This is a genomic window from Vreelandella azerica (assembly GCF_013112225.1).
Taxonomy (GTDB): Bacteria; Pseudomonadota; Gammaproteobacteria; order Pseudomonadales; family Halomonadaceae; genus Vreelandella; species Vreelandella azerica.
In genome coordinates, this window is sequence record NZ_JABFHI010000004.1 from 141,843 (window position 1) to 162,839 (window position 20,997).

Here is a 20,997-nt window from a genome sequence, read left to right on the forward strand (position 1 = left end):
TCTGAAATACCGCCAGCTTGCCTGGCGGTATTTTTTGTGTGGTTGCCATAGCAATATGCAGCCGCTACCAGCCGAGCGCCTGCTTGATAAAAGGAATTGTCAGCCTGCGCTGAGCAGACAGAGAAGCTTTATCCAGCTGTTCCAGCGACTCACACAGCGCGCCCAACTCTCGCGGCCCCCGGTGCAGAATATAACGCCCGACATCGTCTGGCAGCTGCATGCCGCGTACCTTGGCACGCAATTTAAGGGCCGCTAGACGCTCTTCATCGTCCAGCGGCTGAAGATGAAAGGTCATTCCCCAGGAAAGCCGCGAGGCAAGATCCGCAAGCCCCACATCCAGCTGACGCGGCGCTCCCTTGGCAGCAATCACTATCCGTTTACCCCCGTCGCGCAACCGGTTGAACGCGTGAAAAAGTCCCTCTTCCCAACGCTTTCGCCCCAGCACGCATTCAAGATCATCCAGCGCCACCAGATCCAAACATTCAATATCTTCCAGAATCAAGGGGGAAAATGGCCAATATCGGCCAGGGGAAGATACAGCGCGCGCCTGCCAGCATCTGATGCGGCATGACAGGCTGCCTGCAACAAGTGGCTGCGCCCTGTGCCATTACTCCCCCAGATAAACAGATATGGCTCGCCATCCTCCCTCATCTGCCCCTGAAGCTGGCTAACCGGGGCAGCATTACGCTGGCTGGCATAGAAATTATCGAAGGTCGCGTCGTCGCGTAACCCAACCCCGAGCGGTAACTGTGCCGGTGCTCGGCTCATGATGAATCCCTTCCGTCATGCGATCCTCGCTCTTCCAGCTGGCCCTTTACTTCGGCATCTTGTGTCACTGTGCTGCCTTCCTCATATAAGCTGCTGTTTTTATAGCGATCGTGGGCTTCACGCAAGAGTACCATGATGACGGCTGCAGCGGGCAGTGCCAGCAATACCCCCGTGAAACCAAAGAGTTCACCACCTACCAGCACGGCAAAAATAACCGCAACCGGGTGGAGGCCTATCTTATCGCCCAGCAGTTTCGGTTGCAGCACGACGCTTTCAATCATCTGCCCGGCAGCAAAAATCGCGATAACGCCTAAGATCGCCCAAATGGTTCCCATCTGGAACACAGCCACCAGCAAGGCGATGGTCAGACCAACAATAAAGCCCAGAAAAGGTACGATGCTGGCCAGGCCCGAGACAAAGCCAATCAAGAGCCCGAAATTAAGCCCGAGCAAGCTCAGCCCCAGCGCATACAGCACCCCAAGACACAGCATGACCAGCAACTGGCCGCGCAAGAAGGCCGATAGCACTTCATCACAGCGCCCAGCCAGCCGCAGGGTATCCGCCAGCCAGCGCCTTGGTATCAGGTCAGCGAGACGCTGCATCAGGTGATCCCAATCGAGCAACAGATAAAAAGTAACGACCGGCACCAGGGCCACAAAGGTCACCCAAGACACCAGCGCCATACCGGAACGCCCAATCTGCCCTAACGCCTGAGCCAGATAGCCACCGGCATCACGCCAGTTTTTGGTCAATACCTGCTGGATATTTTCCATCTCGGTTTGCAGATCATAGCCCGCCCATTCTTCAAGCTTGGGCGCCAGTACGTTCTTGACCCATTCAAAAATCGCCGGCAAGGATTCCCCGAACTGCTTGGCCTGCTGAACAATCAAGGGCACGACAATCAACAGGCTGATCACCAGCACCAACACCATAATAAGAAAGACGCTGGTGACGGCCAGAACACGACGCATCCCCCAGCGCTCGAAACGGTCTGCCAGAGGGTCCGCCAGATAAGCCAGAATCATCCCTGCCACAAAGGGCATCAGTACTGCATCCAGCAGGAAGACAAGCCCTGCCAGCACCACCAGAAACACAATCCCCCACCACGAATGGCGCATTGTCGCCCCTCCCTGAAAATCATTTGAACATTGCTGGCTTCAGCCGTCCGCCATCTTCACAAAGCGCACCCGTAGGCTGCTTGAGCGATGCGTGATGCTATTGTCGGTGTTACAATCCGCCTTTCGATTTATCGTCCAGCTTACATCAGGATTCGCCATGACCCAGACGCCTTCATCAACTTCTCAACCATCGCTTAGCTATAAAGATGCTGGCGTTGATATTGACGCAGGCAATGCCCTTGTCGAACGTATCAAGCACGTTGCCAAGCGTACCTCTCGCCCTGAAGTGATGGGCGGGCTAGGCGGTTTCGGTGCCCTGTGTGAGCTACCCAAAAACTACCGTGAACCGGTGCTGGTCTCCGGCACCGACGGTGTGGGCACAAAATTACGCCTTGCCATGGATCTTGGCAAACATGACACCATTGGCATTGATCTGGTGGCCATGTGTGTCAACGATCTTATCGTTGCTGGCGCCGAACCGCTGCTGTTTCTTGACTACTATGCCACGGGCAAACTCAATGTCGATATCGCCGCCGATGTGGTCAATGGCATTGGCACTGGCTGCGAACAGGCAGGCTGCGCCCTGGTAGGTGGCGAAACCGCCGAAATGCCGGGCATGTATGAAGGTGATGACTACGACCTGGCGGGCTTCTGTGTGGGCGTCGTCGAAAAATCCGAGATTCTTGATGGCAGCCGCGTCGATGAAGGTGACGTACTGCTGGGGCTTGCCTCATCCGGCCCGCATTCCAATGGCTATTCATTGATTCGCAAGATCCTTGAGGTCAGCGGAGCATCACTCGACACCCCGATTGATGGCATGCCGCTCAGCGCTGCCCTCATGGCCCCTACCCGTATCTATGTAAAATCGCTGCTATCGCTGATGCGCGATACTGATATTCCGGTGCATGCCCTGTCACATATTACAGGTGGCGGCCTGCTGGAAAATATTCCACGGGTTCTGCCGGAGCATCTTGCTGCGCATATCAACCTGGACAGCTGGCAGCGCCCTGAGGTGTTCAACTGGCTGCAGAGCAACGGCAACGTTGATGAAACCGAAATGCACCGGGTGCTGAACTGCGGCATCGGCATGGTGGTGGTGATTCCCGCCGCACAGGCTGAGCAGGCGCGTGAACATTTACAGGCTCAGGGGGAAAGCGTCTATACCCTGGGCAATATCGTCACACGCACCGCTGAGGCCGTGACGCTGGAGAAAATGGGCGTATGAGCAGCAATGTGACCCCTGATGCGATCACCAGCGAGTTGCCTGCCATACCTGCCGATGCGCCGAGCATTGTCGTGCTGATTTCGGGTAGTGGCAGCAACCTTCAGGCGTTGATTGATGCGCAGGCCCATAACCAGCTGAGCGGCAAGATTGTGGCGGTCATCTCCAACGAACCGGATGCCTACGGACTGACCCGCGCCCATGACGCCGGGATTGATGCCGTGGTGCTTCCCCACCGGGAATATGACAGCCGCGAGGCCTATGATGGCGCCTTGATCAAGGTGATTGAACGCCACCAGCCGGATATTATCGTGCTGGCTGGCTTTATGCGTATCCTGACACCGCGCTTCGTGCAGCGTTTTCTTGGCAAGATGCTTAATATCCATCCGTCGTTGCTTCCCGCATACCAGGGCCTTAACACCCACGCCCGGGTATTGGCGGATGGCGCCAGCGAACACGGTTGCAGCGTTCACTTCGTGACCGAAGAGCTGGATGGCGGCCCGGTGGCGATTCAGGCGGCGTTAAAGATTGCTGCCGACGATACGGAAGCCACCCTGAAAGAGAAAATCCATGCCCGTGAACATCTGATTTTACCCATCGCGGTGAACTGGTTCCTCGATGGTCGCCTGCAATACAGCGGCACTGGCGCCACCCTGGATGGCATTGCCCTGCCACCGGAAGGCCTGCGTTTAAGCCATGAGGACGCAGCGGACGAACTCGACGAAGCCTGAACCTGATATCTCCCTTAGTGTTAGTGTTAGGCGGTGAGCAAACAGTAACGCCCAGCCCCTGTTCAAGGGCTGGGCGTTCTGCCATTGACTGGTGTATCTTGGCTTTTTCAGGTGCGCGGCAGAGTCACTCCGCGCTGGCCCATGTATTTGCCGCCTCTATCCTTGTAGGACATCTCGCAGACCTCATCGGATTCCAGGAAAAGCATCTGAGCGACGCCTTCGTTGGCATAGATCTTGGCCGGCAGGTTGGTGGTGTTGGAAAATTCCAGTGTCACATGGCCTTCCCACTCTGGCTCTAACGGCGTGACGTTGACAATAATCCCGCAGCGGGCATAGGTGGACTTGCCCAGACAGATCGTCAGCACACTGCGCGGAATACGGAAATACTCCACAGTTCGCGCCAGCGCAAAGGAGTTGGGCGGAATAATGCACATATCGCCCTTGATATCCACAAAACTCTTTTCATCGAAGTTTTTCGGGTCCACGACCGCTGAGTGGATATTGGTAAAGACCTTGAACTCGTCTGCGCAGCGCACATCATAGCCATAGCTTGATGTGCCATAGGAAATGACCCTTTCGCCATCAACGTAACGTACCTGTTCTGGTTCAAAGGGCTCAATCATGACCTGCTGTTCAGCCATGCGGCGAATCCAGTTATCCGATTTGATGCTCATGTTGCCGTATCACTCGCTGAAAGAAATCGTCGGGCCCTGCTGATTATCAGTGCCGCTGAGCTGGGAAGCCATCTGGCGGGCAATCTGCGCAAATGCCTGGCTTGCTGGGCTGTCAGGCTCCGAGGCAACGCTCGGGTTACCGGAATCCGCCAGCTCACGGATGGAAAGGCTTAACGGCAAACGCCCCAGCACCTGGGTATCGTATTCTGCCGCAATCCGGTCACCGCCGCCGGTACCGAAAATCGCCGCCTCATGGCCACATTTTTCACACTGATAAACGCTCATGTTTTCCACGATCCCCAATACAGGCACATTGACCTTGCGGAACATCTCGATGCCTTTACGCGCATCCAGCAAGGCAATGTCCTGGGGCGTGGTAACAATCACAGCGCCAGCAACCGGCACACGCTGAGACAGCGTCAGCTGGATATCACCGGTGCCTGGCGGCATATCAATTAGCAGAAAATCCAGCTCGCCCCATTGGGTCTGATTCAACAGCTGCTGAAATGCCCCGACCACCATAGGCCCACGCCAAACCATGGGCTCTTTGGTGTTGACCAGAAACGCCATCGACATGGCCTTGATACCATGCGCTTCGAGCGGCAGAAACTTGTCTTCACCGGCTGCCTGAGGCCGAGTGCCTTCTTTGACGCCCAGCATCTGCGCCTGGCTTGGGCCATAGATATCCGCATCCAGCACGCCAACCCGATACCCCTGGGCGGAAAGCGCCAGCGCCAGGTTAACGGTCACTGTGGATTTCCCCACGCCCCCTTTGCCTGAAGCCACGGCAACAATATGTTTTACACCATCCATTCAGCGGCACTCCTCAGTGTGTGATTGGCTATCGGCGTTGATCATACCCGCAAGTGACGCAATCATAAACCGAAGCGGCTGATTGCCAAGCCAATCCGCACAGGCGCGGCTATTTCTTGGCCATGCTATCCAGCATCCGGTTAACGGCTTCCAGGTGCTCAGGCTCGTTATGGCACATGCCCTGGAAGGTGGCACATACATCCAGAAAGGCCTTTAACTGCATATCCGGGGCCATCTTCATCAGCCGCTTGGTTAGCCGTGTGGCCTTGGGCGGCTGGGTGGCGATGCGTCGGGCATGGGTCATGGCTGCTTCCAGCAAGTCTTCCGGTTCAGCCACCTCCAACACAATGCCGTAGGCCAGCGCCTCGTCAGCATCAATCACCCGGCCAGAAAGCGTCAGCTCAAAGGCGCGCTGGTAGCCGATTTGCCGCTGCATGAACCAGGCGCCACCATCACCAGGAATAATACCCAAGTTGAGGAAAGTCTCGCCAAACTTGGCACGCCGCGAGGCAATGCGTATATCTGCCATATTGGCCAGATCAAAACCGGCGCCTATCGCTGGGCCGTTGACGGCGGCAATAATCGGCACTTCAACGGCCTGCAATGCCAGCGGCATACGCTGAATACCATGCCGATAGCGTTCAGCCACCTCGGCAACGTCACCGGCAAAGTCACCGCCCCGACTGGCCATATCCTTGACATTGCCCCCGGCGGAAAACGCCGAGCCATCGCCGGTGATCACCAGCACCGACACATCCTCACTGCGGTTCACCCATTTCGCCACCGCCACAATGTCATCGACCAGCGCCGTGCCGGTCAGGGCGTTGCGCACATCATGGCGTTGAAGGGTCAACAAGGCCACGCGGTTATCAAGGGTAAGACGGGCATCTTTTAATTCGGGCAGCGTCATGCTGGCTCCTTTTTTGATTGGCTCAGTGGGTAAGATTAGTCAGTGGCGCGCTCAACGATCACCCTGGCATCGACGACGGCGTATCCGTCTGGATAGGCAATCACCGGATTCAGATCAAGCTCTTGTATCTGCGGATAGGCCTCAACAATATGCGCCACTTTCAGCAGCAACTCTGTCAGTGCCTGTTTATCAATCGCTGCTGCCCCCGCACGCCTTCAAACACTTTTTTAGCTTTGATCTGGTCAATCATGCAAGCCGCATCAAAACGGCTCAGCGGCAAGGCTCGGAAGGCCACGTCTTCAAGAATTTCCACAAAAACTCCGCCCAGACCAAACATCAGCACCGGGCCGAAGATAGGGTCTCGCATCATACCGATGATCACCTCAACGCCTTTCTCCGCCATGGGAGTGACCAGCACACCCTCAATCTCGGCGCTGGCATCGTAGGCCCGGGCGGAGGTCATGATCTGCTGGTAGGCCTCATTCAGTGCGGCCGCTCCACTCAGGTTGAGCTTGACCCCGCCAGCATCAGATTTATGTAGAATATCCTGGATACGACCTTCATGGCCAGCGGCTGGTGGGCAAACTTGGCCGCCACCTCGGCCAACTCACCTGCATCGCGCACCACGCGCTCCTCGGGGACTGCAATGCCGTGCTCACCGAGTAGCGCCTTGGCCTCATATTCGAGCAGATCGCGCCCACCTTTATGAGCACTAGCCAGCATTGCCTGAACGCTTGCGGCAGGAGTCGCCGCTGCAAAAGGCGCTTGCTGCTCACGCTCGGCAAGATACTGGCCACGCTCGCCAAGTGCCGCCAGGACGCGAACAGCATGTTCAATCGATGCATAGATAGGCAAGCCTGCCTCATGCATGCGGCGTAGCGCAGGTGGCTTGATGGGGGCATAAAGGCTGTAGACGACCAGCGGCTTGGTCGTGGCATTGGAAAGATCGACCATGACTTCAGCGCCGCGCATTTCATCCCCCAGCAGCGATTCGGCAAAGCGCAGACTATAGCCGCCGAACATCCCCACCAGAAAAACGCTGTCAACGTTATCATCTGCTGCAACGATTTCCATGCACTTGGCCAGTAGCGAGGGGTTGGCGTCCGAAGACCCGGCCACATCCACCGGGTTAAGGGTGGACGCCTGCGGGAACAGAATGGCCCTTAGCTGGGCGCGGGTATCTTCACTCAGTTCCGCCAGGCTCAACCCCGCTTCCGCCAGGCGGTCTGAGGCAATCGTGGCCTGACCGCCGCCGTCAGCAATCACCGCCACCCGCTTACCACGCGCCTTCTGCAGCAGGCCCAGGCCTTCCGCTACCGGTAGAATTTCATCGGAATACTGCACCACGCTGACACCCGACTGACGCAGCAAATCAACCGTCATCTGATAGCTACCTGCCAGCGCGCCGGTATGCGAGCTGGCGGCTTTCTGGCCCTGTTCAGTGGAGCCGGACTTGTAGACCACGACAGGCTTGACCGCCGTCACGTCGCGGGCCACCTCAAGAAAACGCCGACCATCCCGGAAACCTTCCACATACAGGGTCGCCACCCGGGTATGCTCGTCTTCTCCCAAGTAGCGCAGGTAATCATTGAAGCCGATATCACTCTGGTTGCCGGGGCCAACATAGGTACTGAAACCCACCTGACCGTTATGCTGGGCTTCCAGCGCCAACGCCAGCAGCATATTGCCTGACTGGGAAATAATCCCGATATCTCCGGCTTTTACGCCGTCAAGCGCCAGCAGGTTAAGGTGATGATGAAGGTTGAAGACGCCGGAAGTATTGGGGCCTATGACGCGCACACCATGCGCTGCAGCCTTGGCCATCATCTCGCGCTCAAGCTGGGCACCTTCTTCGCTCATTTCGGCAAAGCCGCTGGCCAGAATAATGGCGCCCTTGATACCGCGACGACCACATTCGGCAATCAGCCCGCACGCTGGCCGCTGGCGTACACAGAAGCGCCAGCTCAGGGTTACCGGGAATCGCTGCAATAGACGGCCAGGCCTTTACCCCGAGAATCATCTCAGCCTTGGGATTAACCGGATAAATATTGCCGCGATACCCGCCCTTGATCAGCCCGACCATGGCTTTGTAACCGCGTTTGGTAGGGTCGGCCGACGCGCCGACAATGGCGATGCCCGTCGGCGCCAAAATATTATGCAGCGGGCTGCGCGTGCTGAGATGACCTTCAATTGGGTTCACAGGGATAACCTCTAAAAAACGAGCAATAAGGGAGATGTCAAAAACGCGGCTTAGCAGCCATCAACGGCCGTTGAACTGCGGTTGGCGCTTTTGCGCAAAGGCATCGACCCCTTCCTGCCAGTCTTCAGTGGTCGAACAGGTAAACACAGCGTCCAACTCCTGCTGGAGCTGGCTATCGAAATCATTGGCGCTGCCTTGATTCACCAGCCGCTTGAGCATGGCGATAGACACTGGCGCCTGACAGGCTAGTCGGGCACCCAATGCATGAGCCTGCTCAAGCAGGTCGACAGCCGGATAGGCGGCTAACGCCAGACCGATGCGCTGCGCTTCCTCAGCGTTGATCTTGTTACCGATATACAGCAAACGGCGCGCCTGGCTGAGCCCCACCAGCTGCGGGAGGATTTTTGACACACCGCCACCCACGCATGTGCCGATACTGGTTTCCGGAAAGCCAATCTGGGCTTCATCTGCCATCAGGATAAAATCACATGCCACGGCCATCTCCGCGCCAGCGCCAAGCGCATAGCCGTTGACGGCTGCCACTACCGGCTTTTTAAGCCGATAGATGGCTTCACAGACATCGTTACCCAGCTGCAGATACTCACGGCGTTGATACAGGGTGCGTGCGGCACCGCCATGCTCTTTCATGTCCGCGCCTACACAGAAGGCGCGCCCTTCGCCTGTCAACACAATGGCGCGCACGTTAATCGCCTGCTCAGCCAACGCCAAAGCATCCAACAGATCAAGATACAGGCCTTCAACCACTGCATTCAGGCGGTGTGGACGATTGAAACGCACTTCAAGCACCTGGTCCTGCAAGGAAAGCTGTAATGTTTCATAGCGAGGCAGGTTTTCAGCATTGAGGTTGGAAGGTAGCGTTGAAGCAGCGGGAGAGTGGGAATCACTGTTGGGCATTGTCAGGCTCGGCATGGAATCAGTAGGTTAAAAAGAAACAAACGTTTTGCTATATGCTTTATTTAAGTACGTATGTTTCATTAAGATCCTAGACCAAGGTATCAAAGCCTGTCAACACACCTGTATCTTTTTATGCCTAAAAATGATACAAATGTTTCCTATCGAAGAGCGATGTTTAGCGAGGAAACTGCATGCCATCTCCTGCTCCACCTGCGCCTGGTCTGACGCAAGATGGCCACGCGTCAAGTACACATGATGCCACCGCTTCAGCCGTCAGCCGCCTGGATGACATTCACCAGCAGCTGGCTGAAATCTATGCAGAACTTAGTCCGCAGCTTAAGCTCGCCGCGGGCTATGTGCTGGAACATCCGCTGGATATTGCCTTCCAGTCAATTCGCAAATCGGCAGCAGCAGCCCAGGTCACTCCTTCCACTCTGGTACGTCTGGCCAAGCGGCTGGGGTTTGAGAGTTACGACCTGTTCAGGGAAGTCTTTCAATCCGCCGTTCAGTCTGGGCCTGTCGAGCTTTCCGGCAAGGCCAACCAGTTGCGCAGCTTGGCCAGCCAAACAGATGACCAGGTATTTCTTGATGTCGGGGATGCGGCTTTCGATAACATTGGCCGCCTGTTTACTGCCGATAATCAGGGGCGCGTGCGCGAAGCTGCGCAGATGATACTAGCGGCCAAAAAAGTCGCCGTGGTGGGGTTTCGTGACACCTTCGCCTGCGCCTATCATTTTGCTTACGTTGGGCGTATCGCCATGCCCAATCTGCATCTGATTCGCGGTTTGGAGGGCGGGCTACTCACCGAGCTCGATCACTTCGGTGAGCAGGATATTGTGGTGGCTTTTGGCTTTGAACCTTATTGCGCAGAGACGGTCAAGGCACTTGAGATTACTCGCCTGAACGGCGTCAAGGCGATTGTCGTTACTGACACCCTGCGTTCACCACTGGTGCCCGGCGCACAAATCACCTTCAACCTTGCCAATGCCACGCCACACTTTTTTCCATCTATTCTTTCAGCGATTACTCTGATCGAAGCTATCCTCGCTGAATGTGTTGCCTATGGCCCCGATCAGCTAGTAGATAACGTCTCCCAGTTCGAGCAACGCATGCGTCTGATGGGGGCTTACGTTGAAGTTGATTGAGCCCACATACAGGCAGACCATCGCTGTCGTTGAAAATATTAATTGGCGACCTTACTCAATTTAGCTACATTCTTAGTCTGCAAAGGTTATGACGTCGTAACAAGATGCTATTGGTTGATTGTTGAGACGGTATGCTCAATGACTTTTGTAAAAGCCACACGGAAGATCATAGTGGTTTTTGATAATTTCCAGGAGGACAAAAATAACAACGTCTTGGCTATAAAAAGCCATCTCTGGAGTTACAAGATGTCAAATAACAAGCACGAAAACACGCTTCTCACCAACCTGGATAACGCTACTTCGAAAGTATCCAAAGCCTCTACAACACGCCGCAATTTTCTCAAGACAGCCGCTGTCGGCTCCGCTGCAGCGGTTGCTGCTCCCTGGGTAGGTAACGTTCAGGCGCAGCAAGGCATCCGTATCCGTATGCAGTCTTCCTGGCAGCCCGGTACCGTGGGTTATCGTACCTTTGAAGCTTGGGCCAACGGCGTTGTTGAAGCCACCAGTGGTGAAGTATCGATTGAGCCTTTCCCAGCTGGCGCTGTAGCCGGTGCCTTTGAAGTGGCCGATGCAGTTCGAAACGGCGTACTGGATGGACAGAACTGGTTTACCGTTTATTGGCCCGGCAAGATGCCTGCCGGTGTATTTCTGACGGCTTTCCCGATGGGGCTTTCGCTTCCCCACCAATGGGACATGATGTTCGGCGCCTATGGCGGCATGGACATTGCCAAGGATCTTTACCGTCGCCAAGGCCAGGAGCTACTCGGCTACGTCCACCACGACCTGAACCTGATCCACTCCAAGATTCCGCTACGCAGCTTTGATGACTTCAAGGGAATAAAACTACGTATGCCAGGTGGCATCGTAGCTGAAACCTTTGCCGAAATTGGCGCGCGGACAACTCTTCTGCCGGGTTCAGAGGTTTATCCTGCGCTGGAAAAAGGCACCATTGATGCGGCTGACTTTACCGGCGCGGCAGTCAACTACGAGCTGGGCTTCTGGCAAGTGGCCGACTACATCATAATGGGACCGCCTTCTACGCCCTGCCTGCACCAGGCCGTCGACCTTATGGATATTTCGGTCAACCGACGCACCTTTGAGCGAATGTCATCACAGACCCAAGACCTGATGCACGATCTGGTCGCTGCCTATTCTCGCGAACACTATGCTGCCATCCAGAAGGCCAATGCGGAAGCCTGGCCAAAATATCGCGAGAAAGGGGTCGAAATCATTCATTTGACCGAAGAGGACGCGACCCGTTTCCGTGAAGTGGCCATTCCTCTGTGGTTCAAGTGGGCCAACAAGGATGCCGATGCTGCCCGTCTGTTCAAGGCGCACCTTAACACCATGATGGATCCTGCCGTGGCCTTGATCACTGAAGAAGATATCAAGGACTATCAGCTCAACCTGTAAACCTTGAATCATTGCGCTACGTCGCCCGCAGGGCGTAGCGCCTTCACTGCTTGCCTCTGTCTTAATCGATCATCCGCTGTCAGCCTGTCACGGTTGCCAACGCGGAGGAGTGTCCGATGAATTTCGAGATAAATTTTGTCTTACCCCACTGGCTATACTGGTCAGTGCTCGGCTTGCTGCCGTTGGTGGTGATGTTCTTCGTTAACCGCAGCTTTCGTCTTGGCGGCAAAGTTGATGGAGGTGATATCGCCGAGATACCTGCTGGTCAGGAAGTTGCGGCAACTTACCACCCTCCCGGCAACCTGTTCACTCGGCTGGCTGATGGGGTTTCTGGCTTTGCTGGCCGCTATGTCGCCTACTGGGCATTAATCGCTCCCTTCATATTTGCATATGAAGTACTTGTCCGCTATGCCTTCAACTCACCGACTAACTGGGTGCATGAATCAATGACCCTGATGTTCGGTATGCAGTACCTGCTGGCAGGCGCCTATGCCTTGCGAGAAGGCGGCCATGTAAGAGTCGATATTCTTTATACCCGCGCCAAACCCGTCAATAAAGCAGCACTGGATATCATGACATCGGTGTTTTTCTTTATTTTCACCCTGGCCCTGCTAACCACTGGTTGGACTTTCTTTTCACAGTCTGTCAGTGATGCCTATTTCTTTGGTTCCAGCTACTCCAATGAAACCTCCTTTACGGAATGGGCTATTCAATTCTATCCGGTCAAATTCATGATGTTCTTCGGCGGCTTGTTGCTTCTGCTCCAAGGCATCGCTCAGTTAGTACGCGATATTCAGGCGTACCGCCATGAGCGCCAGGCAACGCCCAATAACCCGGCTGGGTTTGCCAAGGCACTCATTTGGCTGGCTATCGTTGTCGGCAGCTGGACACTTTTCGAAATCGCCAACATTGTGTTGACCGACTACGACAGCCTGCCGTTCAGCCTGGAAAACAGCCTGGGGCAAGTTGGTATTGGTGGCTTGACCCTGGTGATGTTCGGCTCCCTGATGATGGTATTGGTAGCGGGTTTACCGCTGGCCTTTGTTACTGGTGGCCTAGGCGTGGTCTTCCTTTATCTGGTGGGCGACCAGAATATGCTCAACCTGATCCCGTCACGCATCTTCCCGATGATGACCAATTACCAGCTATCAGCGATTCCACTGTTCATTTTCATGGCCTCAGTACTTGAGAAGGCGGGCATCATTGAAGAGCTGTTTGACGTTGTTTATAAGTGGATGGGTGGGCTCAAGGCTGGCCTGGCCATTGCCACCATCATTGCCTCAACCCTGTTGGCCGCCATGGTAGGTGTTATTGGTGCCGCCGTGGTGACCATGGGCTTGATTGCCCTGCCCGCCATGCTCAAACGTAACTATGATCCGGAAATTGCCATTGGTTCGATCATGGCAGGTGGCACTCTGGGTATTCTGATTCCACCGTCGATTCTGGCCATTATCTATGGCGTTATCGCCCAGCAATCAGTCGGTGAACTCTATCTTGGCTCGCTGATTCCTGGCCTGATGCTGGCGTTCATGTACGGGTTCTATTGCTGGATGCGCGGCACATTGAATATCAAGATGGCACCGCCCATGCCAGTAGAAGACCGCGTGGACATGACAGAAAAGCTGCGTCTGTTGCGCAATATGCTCGCCCCTATCGTGCTGGTCGTGTTGGTATTGGGCATTATCTTTACGGGTATCGCTACCCCGGTGGAAGCAGCAGGTATCGGCACCTTTGGCGCCCTGATCGTCGCTGCCATGCACAGACGCCTGACCTGGGCCAATCTGCATGCGGCCTGTATGACGACGCTGGTTGCCTCTGCCATGGTGATGTGGATCATCTTTGGCGCCAGCATCTTCGTTGGCTTCTACATCCTGCAGGGTGGCCAGACCTTTGTTCAGGACCTGATTGCCGGGGCAGGTCTTGGCCCTTATGCCGTACTGGCCTTAATGATGGTGCTGCTAGTAGCGCTTGGTATGTTTCTTGACTGGGTGGGTATCCTGCTGCTAGCGGTGCCTATCTTTGTGCCTTTGATCAAAGGCATGACCTTTAGCGGTGTGTTTGGCCTACCCGGCGTTGACCCGGCGGATGTATCGCTGTGGTTCGGGGTTATCTATCTGGTCAACATGCAGATGTCTTTCCTCAGCCCGCCGTTTGGCTATGCCCTGTTCTATATCAAAGGGGTCTGTCCACCGCATATCACCATGGCACAGATATTCCGTTCATCACTGCCGTTTTTGGCGCTGCAGGCGCTAGGGCTGTTGCTGGTAATCATGTTCCCGGCCTTAGTCACCTGGCTGCCTAACCTGGCCTACGGCTAACCAGAGCATCTGTTAAACCACTGCCCGCCATCATCGCTTCAACGGTGGCGGGCAGCGCTTTTATCAGGGCAACAGAATGGTTGAACCCGTCGTCTGGCGCGACTGCAGGGCTTCCTGCGCCTTGCCAGCTTCGCTGAGCGGATAGCGCTGGGCAATATCGATACTGACCTGGCCACTGTTAAGCATGGCAAAGAAATCCTCACACATCATTTCCAGGCGTTCACGGGTATCAGCATAGCCGTTAAGGCTTGGGCGAGTGACAAACAGAGCGCCTTTCTGATTCAGAATACCAATATTGACTCCTTCCACCGGCCCGGACGCATTGCCGAAACTGACCATCAACCCACGTGATTTAAGGCAGTCCAGCGAGGTCTCCCAGGTGTCCTTGCCAATTGAGTCATAGACCAAATCACACATGGCCCCATCGGTCAGTTCACGCACGCGCTCAACCACATCTTCCGTGCTGTAGTTGATAGTTGCCCAGGCACCGCTTTTCTCCGCCAGAGCTGCTTTTTCCGCTGTACTGACCGTACCAATCAGTTTGACACCCAAGGCACGCGCCCACTGGCAGGCAATCGAGCCCACCCCACCGGCAGCAGCATGAAACAGGATGGTCTCACCACCTTTTAACGGATAGGTCTGGCGCAGCAGATATTGCACAGTCAAACCTTTGAGCATACTCGCCGCCGCGGTTTCAAAATCAACGTCATCCGGCAGGATCACTACCTTGTCGGCTGGCAACGTATGCTGCTCGGCATAGGCGCCTAAAGGCCCCTGGGCATAGGCGACGCGATCACCTTCCTTAAGATGGGTGACGCCTTCACCCACAGCCTCAACCACACCGGCACCTTCCGTGCCCAGCCCTGAAGGCATCGAAGGCGCCGGATACAGGCCAGTGCGAAAGTAGATATCAATAAAATTAAGGCCCACAGCCTTGTTACAGACACGCACTTCACCTGGCCCCGGCGCCTTGGGTGCCGCCTCAACCATCTGCAACACCTCGGCGCCACCTGTTTCAGCAAACTCAATTCGCTGGCTCATTGATACCTCTCTTTATATGACGATTTTTGTGGTTTATCGGCTAATAACTTACCAGAAATTAACAAAGAAAACGTTGTGCAGGGATGAAGCTTTTTGAAGACTCACTATCTTCTGGCTGTCATCTTGCTGTGCTAGTCTCAGTAGCCATCATTTTCTGGATCATCGAGCCTGTCATGACACCCATTTCCGCAAGCGTTGACCTAAAACATCCTGCTATACAGCTCCCCCGCCTGATTGCTCATCGTGGCTATTCTGCGGCGGCGCCTGAAAATACCCTGTCAGCGGTGCGCGCTGCCCATGCAGCGGGTGCTCGCTGGGTCGAACTGGATGTTCAGTTATTAGGCGATGGAACAGCCGTGATCTGGCACGATGGCGATATCTCCCGCTGCTCGGATGGACGCGGTGATCTGAAGAGTCTGGATTGGACGCAAGCCCAGAAACTGGACGTGGGGGATGGTTCAATGATGACTTTGCAGGTGAACGTATGGCCAGCCTGTCGGCCATGCTTGACCTGCTGAACGCGTTGGAAATGGGTGTCAATATGGAGTTGAAGGTCAACAAGGGGCATGACCCACGCCTACTGGTAGAAACCTGCCTGCCACTTATGTTGGCTGAACTGCCTCCCGAACGACTGATTATTTCATCGTTCAATCAGCAAGCGCTGCAAATCTGCCGGGAACAGGCTGATGCCCAGGCACTTGCATTAGGCATTCTCTGCGATGTTCTTCCTGCTGACTGGCAGGCTCAATGCCAACACCTGGAAGCTTTTAGCCTTCATCCTTCATGGACCCGCCTGAAGCGCGCTCAGGCTGAGGCCATCAAACAGGCGGGCTATGCATTACTCTGTTATACCGTCAATGACCCCAGCGCTTTTGAACCTTACTGGCACTGGGGAGTTGATAGCGCCATTACTGATCAACCTGAGGCGTTTCAGCGCTATCTGGATAATCACGCAGACTGACTGTCCGGAAAGAGCTGACTAGAAAGCACCCAGCTTCTGGCCATCCTGTACGCCTGACATACGCACCATGGCTAGTGCTTCATCGAGGCTTTCCACTTCTTCAACCCTCAAAAGCTCACTGTTGAGCGACACTGGCTGGCCTGCTTTCTGAGACAACAGGTTTTCCAGCGCCTGGGTATCGGTGGCATCTTCAAGGCGCTGAACGTCCAGACTGGACGAATGAGTACCTGGCAAATAAATAGTGCCATTGGAAAAGTCCACCGCGTAAGCGATCACACCGGGCACCAGGAAGAAAAGCAGGCCAACACCATTGGCAGCGGCCACTTTGATATCAATTTCGCCGCTTATCTGGCCTTTGCGCTCAGGGTAAAAAATAGTGCCACAGCCGGTCAGCGCGACCACACAGATAGCAACCACGGTGCCTTTCAACCAACGATTTAATCGCTCACCGTGTATACAACGCCCACCAGGATGGTTACTAACGGCTGAATTTTTCATTATCGGCTAACCTCAAAAGACGCAAAATTTGACATCAGAATCACAGATGCCATCCATAAGAAAAGTAGTCATGGATATTACCATGCAGGGCAGCATGAAGAACAACCAAAACCCAAGCCACCCAAACTTATCAGCCGCTGACGTTTTGCCGCTGTCTACGCTTCACCGTACAATACCGGCATCAAGAAATAATCTGCGGTTTGACTAACAATATTTTCTGACTGTAAGGCAACAATACCAGCGACTGTTATTCGGTTGCTCTACATCTAACTGACTCAATATCAAGGGAACACCCACCTCATGCGCGCCAGCCAACTACTGATTGCCACGCTTAAAGAAACGCCCGCCGATGCCGAAGTTATCAGCCACCAGCTGATGCTGCGGGCCGGGATGATTCGCCGCCTGACATCCGGGCTTTACACCTGGCTGCCGCTGGGCCTGCGCACCCTGCGCAAGGTAGAAACCATCGTGCGTGAAGAAATGAACCGTGCAGGCGCACAGGAAGTGCTAATGCCAGCGGTTCAACCAGCAGAGCTATGGCAGGAATCGGGCCGCTGGGAGCAGTACGGCCCAGAACTTTTGCGCCTCAAGGATCGCCACGAACGCGACTATTGCGTGGGCCCGACCCATGAAGAGGTCATCACCGACCTGGTACGCAGGGAGATTGCCAGCTACAAGCAGTTGCCGATCAACTTTTATCAGATCCAGACCAAATTCCGTGATGAAATCCGTCCGCGCTTTGGGGTGATGCGCTCGCGGGAATTCATCATGAAGGATGCCTACTCCTTCCACCTGGATGAAGCGTCGCTGCAGGACACCTACCAGACCATGTACGACGCCTACACGCGTATCTTCACGCGCCTGGGGCTGGATTTCCGCCCGGTGATTGCAGATAACGGCTCGATTGGCGGCACTGGCTCCCATGAATTCCACGTACTGGCAGATTCCGGCGAGGATGACATTGTCTTCTCCACCGGCTCTGACTATGCCGCCAATATGGAAAAAGCCGAAGCCCTGCCTGCGCCCCTCAACAGCCCACAGGAGCGCTCGGCCCCAAGCCAGGAAATGACCCTGGTTGACACCCCTAATGCCAAAACCATTGCCACCCTGGTCGAACAGCACAACCTGCCTATCGAAAAAACCATCAAGACCCTGATGGTTCACGCAGCGGAAGGCGGCCTGATTGCCTTGCTGGTGCGCGGCGACCATGAACTGAATGAAGTCAAAGCGGAGAATCACCCCGGGTAGCTACCCCGCTGACCATGGCCAATGAAGAAGAAATTCGTGCCGTTGTCGGTGCAGGCCCTGGCTCACTGGGCCCGGTCGGGCTCGAAATGCCGATTATTATCGACCGCAGTGTGGCTCTGATGAGCGATTTCGGCGCCGGTGCCAATACGGATGGCAAGCACTACTTCGGAATTAACTGGGAGCGTGATGCGCCTCTGCCGGAAGTTGCCGACCTGCGCAACGTGGTGGAAGGTGACCCCTCACCGGATGGCCAGGGCACCCTGGCGATCAAGCGCGGCATTGAAGTGGGCCATGTCTTCCAACTGGGCCAGAAGTACTCTAAGGCCATGAATGCCAACGTGCTGGGCGATAACGGCAAGACCAGCCACCCCTGGATGGGCTGCTACGGTATCGGCATCACCCGGGTGGTCGCTGCGGCCATTGAGCAGAACCACGATACCTCTGGGATTATCTGGCCCAATGCCATTGCCCCTTTCCAGGTGGCGCTGGTGCCCATGAACGCCCACAAATCCCAGCGGGTACGGGAAGAGTCCGAACGCCTCTATCAGACGCTCAGCGCCGCCGGGCTGGATGTTCTGCTGGATGACCGCGACACCCGCCCAGGCGTCAAATTTGCTGATCTGGAGCTGATGGGCGTTCCTCATCGCCTGGTGATTGGTGACCGCGGCCTGGACAAGGGTGAGCTGGAATACAAGGGCCGCCGCGACAGCGATGTCACCATGATTGCAGCCGACAGCGTGGTTGATTTTCTGCGTGATAAGGCCGGGCTCAGTTAATTATCGCGCTACCCCGTCGCGCCGCCGCCTCTGGCAGACGGCGGCGCTCTCGGTAGCCCTTATCAGGGTAGCCCTCAGGATGGATATTGGGTTAGCCCTGAAGATGCCTCGGCTAGCGGCCTGGCTGGCAATCGGTTGGCTTTTCAGCCCTGTTGCACTGGCCAGCGCCGAGCAGGCCCTGGTGCCTACCTTTGAAGCAGCGTCTCAGGCAACCTCACCAGCCAATTCACAGCAACAGCGCTGGCAAAGAAAGATGTCACCCCGGCTTGCCCGCTTCGTCTCATCAGCGGATCTACACGCCTTGATTCTGCAACGTGTCTATCAGGAAGCCTCCCTGGCGGGACTTCCTCCTTCGCTGGTATTGGCACTGATTGAAGTCGAGAGTGCTTTCAAGGCAGATGCCGTATCATCAGCCGGCGCAGTTGGGCTGATGCAGATCATGCCATTCTGGATTGAGGAGCTTGGCCTTGCCGCCGACAATCTCAAGGATCCCGCCAGAAACCTGCGCTACGGCTGCACGATTCTGGCCCATTATCTGGCGGTCGAAAACGGCGACTTCACCCGCGCCCTGGCGCGCTATAACGGTAGCCTCGGCAAGACCTGGTACCCTGAACGCGTGATGCGCGCCTGGCAACGAAACTGGCGCTAATCCTTGCTCTCATCAACGACTCATTGCTTTAGCCAACGACGCGCCAACTATCTCGCCCTGCGGCTTTCACGTCGTAGAGGGCATGATCGGCGTTCTGATAAATCTGTGAATAAGCGCTTTGGCCCGCGCAAAAACGGGTAGCGCCGATACTCAGCGTCACCGCTTTATGCTGAGGATGGGAGGGATGCGGCAAGGCCGCTAAATCCTCATTCAGCGCACTGCGGTTACCTACAAAACGCAGGGCAGGTGGAACTTCGTCAAATGCAGCGCCAGAAAGTCGCGAAACACAACACCCTGCATGTCAACTTGATGCCCTTGGTAAGGGTCATAAAGTACAAAATGCTGACGCAGCAGAACCGAACCAATGGTATCGATAGGGATATCTAGAACTTTATCGTTATCAAGCAGTGTTACTGAGGATTGGGCAGCTACGTTACAGGCCACCACCAGACTGCTGATTGCCAATAATACCCTCAATACATGCTGCCTGTTTTCTGGCCGACTGGTCCACATCGCATGCATCCAGTTAAGTATCGCGAATCAATTCATTAAAGTTTACATTCATTGGGTTGAAAACTGAAAAAAAAAAAGCCGACCCAAATGGGCCGGCGACTGGGGGCTTACCAGAAGTACACCCCTCCCCTGACAACTGGTGCTAATCAAGACAGCTGTGAGCTATAACCACTTTGATCACTTTTAACTTTTAACTTTTAAAGCGTTCACTAATGGCTGATGCCATGAGGCTGTGAATGAGCAGAAACCTTTGTATGGCTGTTCTTCTTACGACGATGATCGCGAACAATGAAGGCAACCCAGCCAATCATGAACACAATCATCAGCGCCACGGTAACCAAACCAAAAATAATAGTATCGTCCCAGTACATAACGACTCTCCCCGCCGTGAAGTAATGAAACAACCTTAGCCGCGAATGGCACAACATAAACTGACATGGATCAATTTTACGCCGTAGAACCACGCTTAGCGGCACTATTTTTGACGTATATCAGTTTTTCAAAGCACTTTGCGGTCTTCCACCTTGCTGTGATCGGTTCCCGGTGGCAACGGATGCCCCTTGGCCAGCTCAGCGCGGGTTGCCTCACGCACATCAAGAATTTTGACCTTGTAGCGCAACGTTCTGCCCGCCAGCGGGTGGTTGGTATCCACCGTTACCTGATCACCCTCAAGGGCTACCACAGTGACAATCTGCGGCCCGGCTTCGCCTTCGGTCTGAAAACGGCTACCAATTTCAAGCTCCGCGTTGCCAAAGGAGTTGCGGCTAACCTCCTGCACCAGGGCTTCATTGCGAATGCCATAGGCATCTGCTGGCATCAAGGTAACGCTCAACTCGCTACCGGCTGTCTGCCCTTCCAGCGCCTGCTCCAGGCCAGGCACGATATTATTGTGGCCATGCAAATATTCCAGCGGCTGCTGACGAGCCTCGGAATCATCCAGCACCTGCTTTTCTCCGTCATGCTGAACATCACTGAGCACGTAATGCAGGGTGACAACCTGATGCGCGGCAATCGACATGGAAAACTCCTCTCCGGTAAGCTATTGGCTTCAAAACATCGGGCGTAGTGTATCACCCGCCCTTGG

Annotated in this window: 17 protein-coding genes and 4 pseudogenes; 8 read left to right on the top strand and 13 right to left on the bottom strand. The window is 55.2% G+C overall.

The features are described from left to right. Positions 1 to 64: 64 nt before the first annotated feature. Positions 65 to 768: pseudogene (gene hda / locus HLB35_RS10770) on the bottom strand (DnaA regulatory inactivator Hda). Next, positions 765 to 1,886: an AI-2E family transporter gene (locus HLB35_RS10775; RefSeq protein WP_171702579.1), complete on the bottom strand. Its 1,122-nt coding sequence runs from the start codon at positions 1,884 to 1,886 to the stop codon at positions 765 to 767. The pseudogene hda and the gene HLB35_RS10775 overlap by 4 nt, the downstream one beginning before the upstream one ends. A 157-nt stretch (positions 1,887 to 2,043) precedes the next feature. On the opposite strand from HLB35_RS10775, the gene purM reads away from it, so the two are divergent. Together purM and purN are read left to right on the top strand one after the other, a co-directional pair. Next, a complete protein-coding gene (gene purM, locus HLB35_RS10780) occupies positions 2,044 to 3,111 on the top strand; it encodes a phosphoribosylformylglycinamidine cyclo-ligase (protein ID WP_171702580.1) in 1,068 nt (355 codons plus the stop codon). After that, positions 3,108 to 3,839: a phosphoribosylglycinamide formyltransferase gene (purN, locus tag HLB35_RS10785; protein ID WP_171702581.1), complete on the top strand. Its 732-nt coding sequence runs from the start codon at positions 3,108 to 3,110 to the stop codon at positions 3,837 to 3,839. Before purM ends, purN begins: the two co-directional genes overlap by 4 nt. A gap of 107 nt (positions 3,840 to 3,946) precedes the next feature. Here purN and dcd read toward each other — a convergent pair whose 3' ends face one another. From dcd to HLB35_RS10810, 5 genes and pseudogenes are all read right to left on the bottom strand, one after another. Beyond that, positions 3,947 to 4,513 (bottom strand): dCTP deaminase, encoded by a 567-nt coding sequence (gene dcd, locus HLB35_RS10790; RefSeq protein WP_171702582.1) that lies wholly within the window; start codon positions 4,511 to 4,513, stop codon positions 3,947 to 3,949. 9 nt (positions 4,514 to 4,522) lie between these two features. Then, positions 4,523 to 5,326: an iron-sulfur cluster carrier protein ApbC gene (apbC, locus tag HLB35_RS10795; RefSeq protein ID WP_171702583.1), complete on the bottom strand. Its 804-nt coding sequence runs from the start codon at positions 5,324 to 5,326 to the stop codon at positions 4,523 to 4,525. A 109-nt stretch (positions 5,327 to 5,435) separates the two neighbouring features. Then, positions 5,436 to 6,236: an enoyl-CoA hydratase-related protein gene (locus tag HLB35_RS10800; RefSeq protein ID WP_171702584.1), complete on the bottom strand. Its 801-nt coding sequence runs from the start codon at positions 6,234 to 6,236 to the stop codon at positions 5,436 to 5,438. Positions 6,237 to 6,271: 35 nt separating this feature from the next. Further along, positions 6,272 to 8,436, bottom strand: a pseudogene (locus HLB35_RS10805) (acetate--CoA ligase family protein). A 60-nt stretch (positions 8,437 to 8,496) separates the two neighbouring features. After that, entirely contained in the window at positions 8,497 to 9,351 is an 855-nt protein-coding gene (locus HLB35_RS10810; protein WP_171702585.1) for an enoyl-CoA hydratase/isomerase family protein, read from the bottom strand. 191 nt (positions 9,352 to 9,542) lie between these two features. Here HLB35_RS10810 and HLB35_RS10815 point away from each other — a divergent pair, with 191 nt between their 5' ends. From HLB35_RS10815 to HLB35_RS10825, 3 genes are all read left to right on the top strand, one after another. Beyond that, on the top strand, positions 9,543 to 10,496 hold the full coding sequence (locus HLB35_RS10815) for a MurR/RpiR family transcriptional regulator (protein WP_171702586.1): 954 nt from the start codon (positions 9,543 to 9,545) through the stop codon (positions 10,494 to 10,496). 246 nt (positions 10,497 to 10,742) lie between these two features. After that, positions 10,743 to 11,909: a TRAP transporter substrate-binding protein DctP gene (gene dctP, locus HLB35_RS10820; RefSeq protein WP_171702587.1), complete on the top strand. Its 1,167-nt coding sequence runs from the start codon at positions 10,743 to 10,745 to the stop codon at positions 11,907 to 11,909. 116 nt (positions 11,910 to 12,025) lie between these two features. After that, on the top strand, positions 12,026 to 14,227 hold the full coding sequence (locus HLB35_RS10825; protein WP_171702588.1) for a TRAP transporter large permease subunit: 2,202 nt from the start codon (positions 12,026 to 12,028) through the stop codon (positions 14,225 to 14,227). Between the two features lie 63 nt (positions 14,228 to 14,290). Here the strand turns inward: HLB35_RS10825 and HLB35_RS10830 are convergent, their stop codons facing one another. Beyond that, positions 14,291 to 15,268 (bottom strand): NADPH:quinone reductase, encoded by a 978-nt coding sequence (locus HLB35_RS10830; RefSeq protein ID WP_171702589.1) that lies wholly within the window; start codon positions 15,266 to 15,268, stop codon positions 14,291 to 14,293. Between the two features lie 173 nt (positions 15,269 to 15,441). On the opposite strand from HLB35_RS10830, the pseudogene HLB35_RS10835 reads away from it, so the two are divergent. Next, positions 15,442 to 16,229: pseudogene (locus HLB35_RS10835) on the top strand (glycerophosphodiester phosphodiesterase family protein). An 18-nt stretch (positions 16,230 to 16,247) separates the two neighbouring features. On the opposite strand, the gene HLB35_RS10840 reads toward HLB35_RS10835, so the two are convergent. Continuing rightward, on the bottom strand, positions 16,248 to 16,727 hold the full coding sequence (locus tag HLB35_RS10840; protein WP_216601496.1) for a hypothetical protein: 480 nt from the start codon (positions 16,725 to 16,727) through the stop codon (positions 16,248 to 16,250). Between the two features lie 300 nt (positions 16,728 to 17,027). On the opposite strand from HLB35_RS10840, the pseudogene HLB35_RS10845 reads away from it, so the two are divergent. Then, positions 17,028 to 18,751 (top strand): annotated as a pseudogene (locus HLB35_RS10845) (proline--tRNA ligase). A 103-nt stretch (positions 18,752 to 18,854) separates the two neighbouring features. Continuing rightward, positions 18,855 to 19,400, top strand: coding sequence for a transglycosylase SLT domain-containing protein (locus HLB35_RS10850; protein ID WP_171702778.1), 546 nt, complete (start codon positions 18,855 to 18,857; stop codon positions 19,398 to 19,400). A 28-nt stretch (positions 19,401 to 19,428) separates the two neighbouring features. On the opposite strand, the gene HLB35_RS10855 is transcribed toward HLB35_RS10850, so the two are convergent. The 4 genes from HLB35_RS10855 to HLB35_RS10870 form a co-directional block, all read right to left on the bottom strand. After that, positions 19,429 to 19,593, bottom strand: a complete 165-nt coding sequence (locus HLB35_RS10855) for a diguanylate cyclase domain-containing protein (protein WP_235937139.1) — start codon at positions 19,591 to 19,593, stop codon at positions 19,429 to 19,431. Positions 19,594 to 19,628: 35 nt separating this feature from the next. Further along, positions 19,629 to 19,865: a hypothetical protein gene (locus tag HLB35_RS10860; protein WP_171702590.1), complete on the bottom strand. Its 237-nt coding sequence runs from the start codon at positions 19,863 to 19,865 to the stop codon at positions 19,629 to 19,631. 257 nt (positions 19,866 to 20,122) lie between these two features. Beyond that, entirely contained in the window at positions 20,123 to 20,284 is a 162-nt protein-coding gene (gene ccoM / locus HLB35_RS10865; RefSeq protein WP_171702591.1) for a cytochrome c oxidase subunit CcoM, read from the bottom strand. Positions 20,285 to 20,412: 128 nt separating this feature from the next. Further along, positions 20,413 to 20,931 (bottom strand): FKBP-type peptidyl-prolyl cis-trans isomerase, encoded by a 519-nt coding sequence (locus HLB35_RS10870; RefSeq protein WP_171702592.1) that lies wholly within the window; start codon positions 20,929 to 20,931, stop codon positions 20,413 to 20,415. Positions 20,932 to 20,997 lie beyond the last annotated feature (66 nt).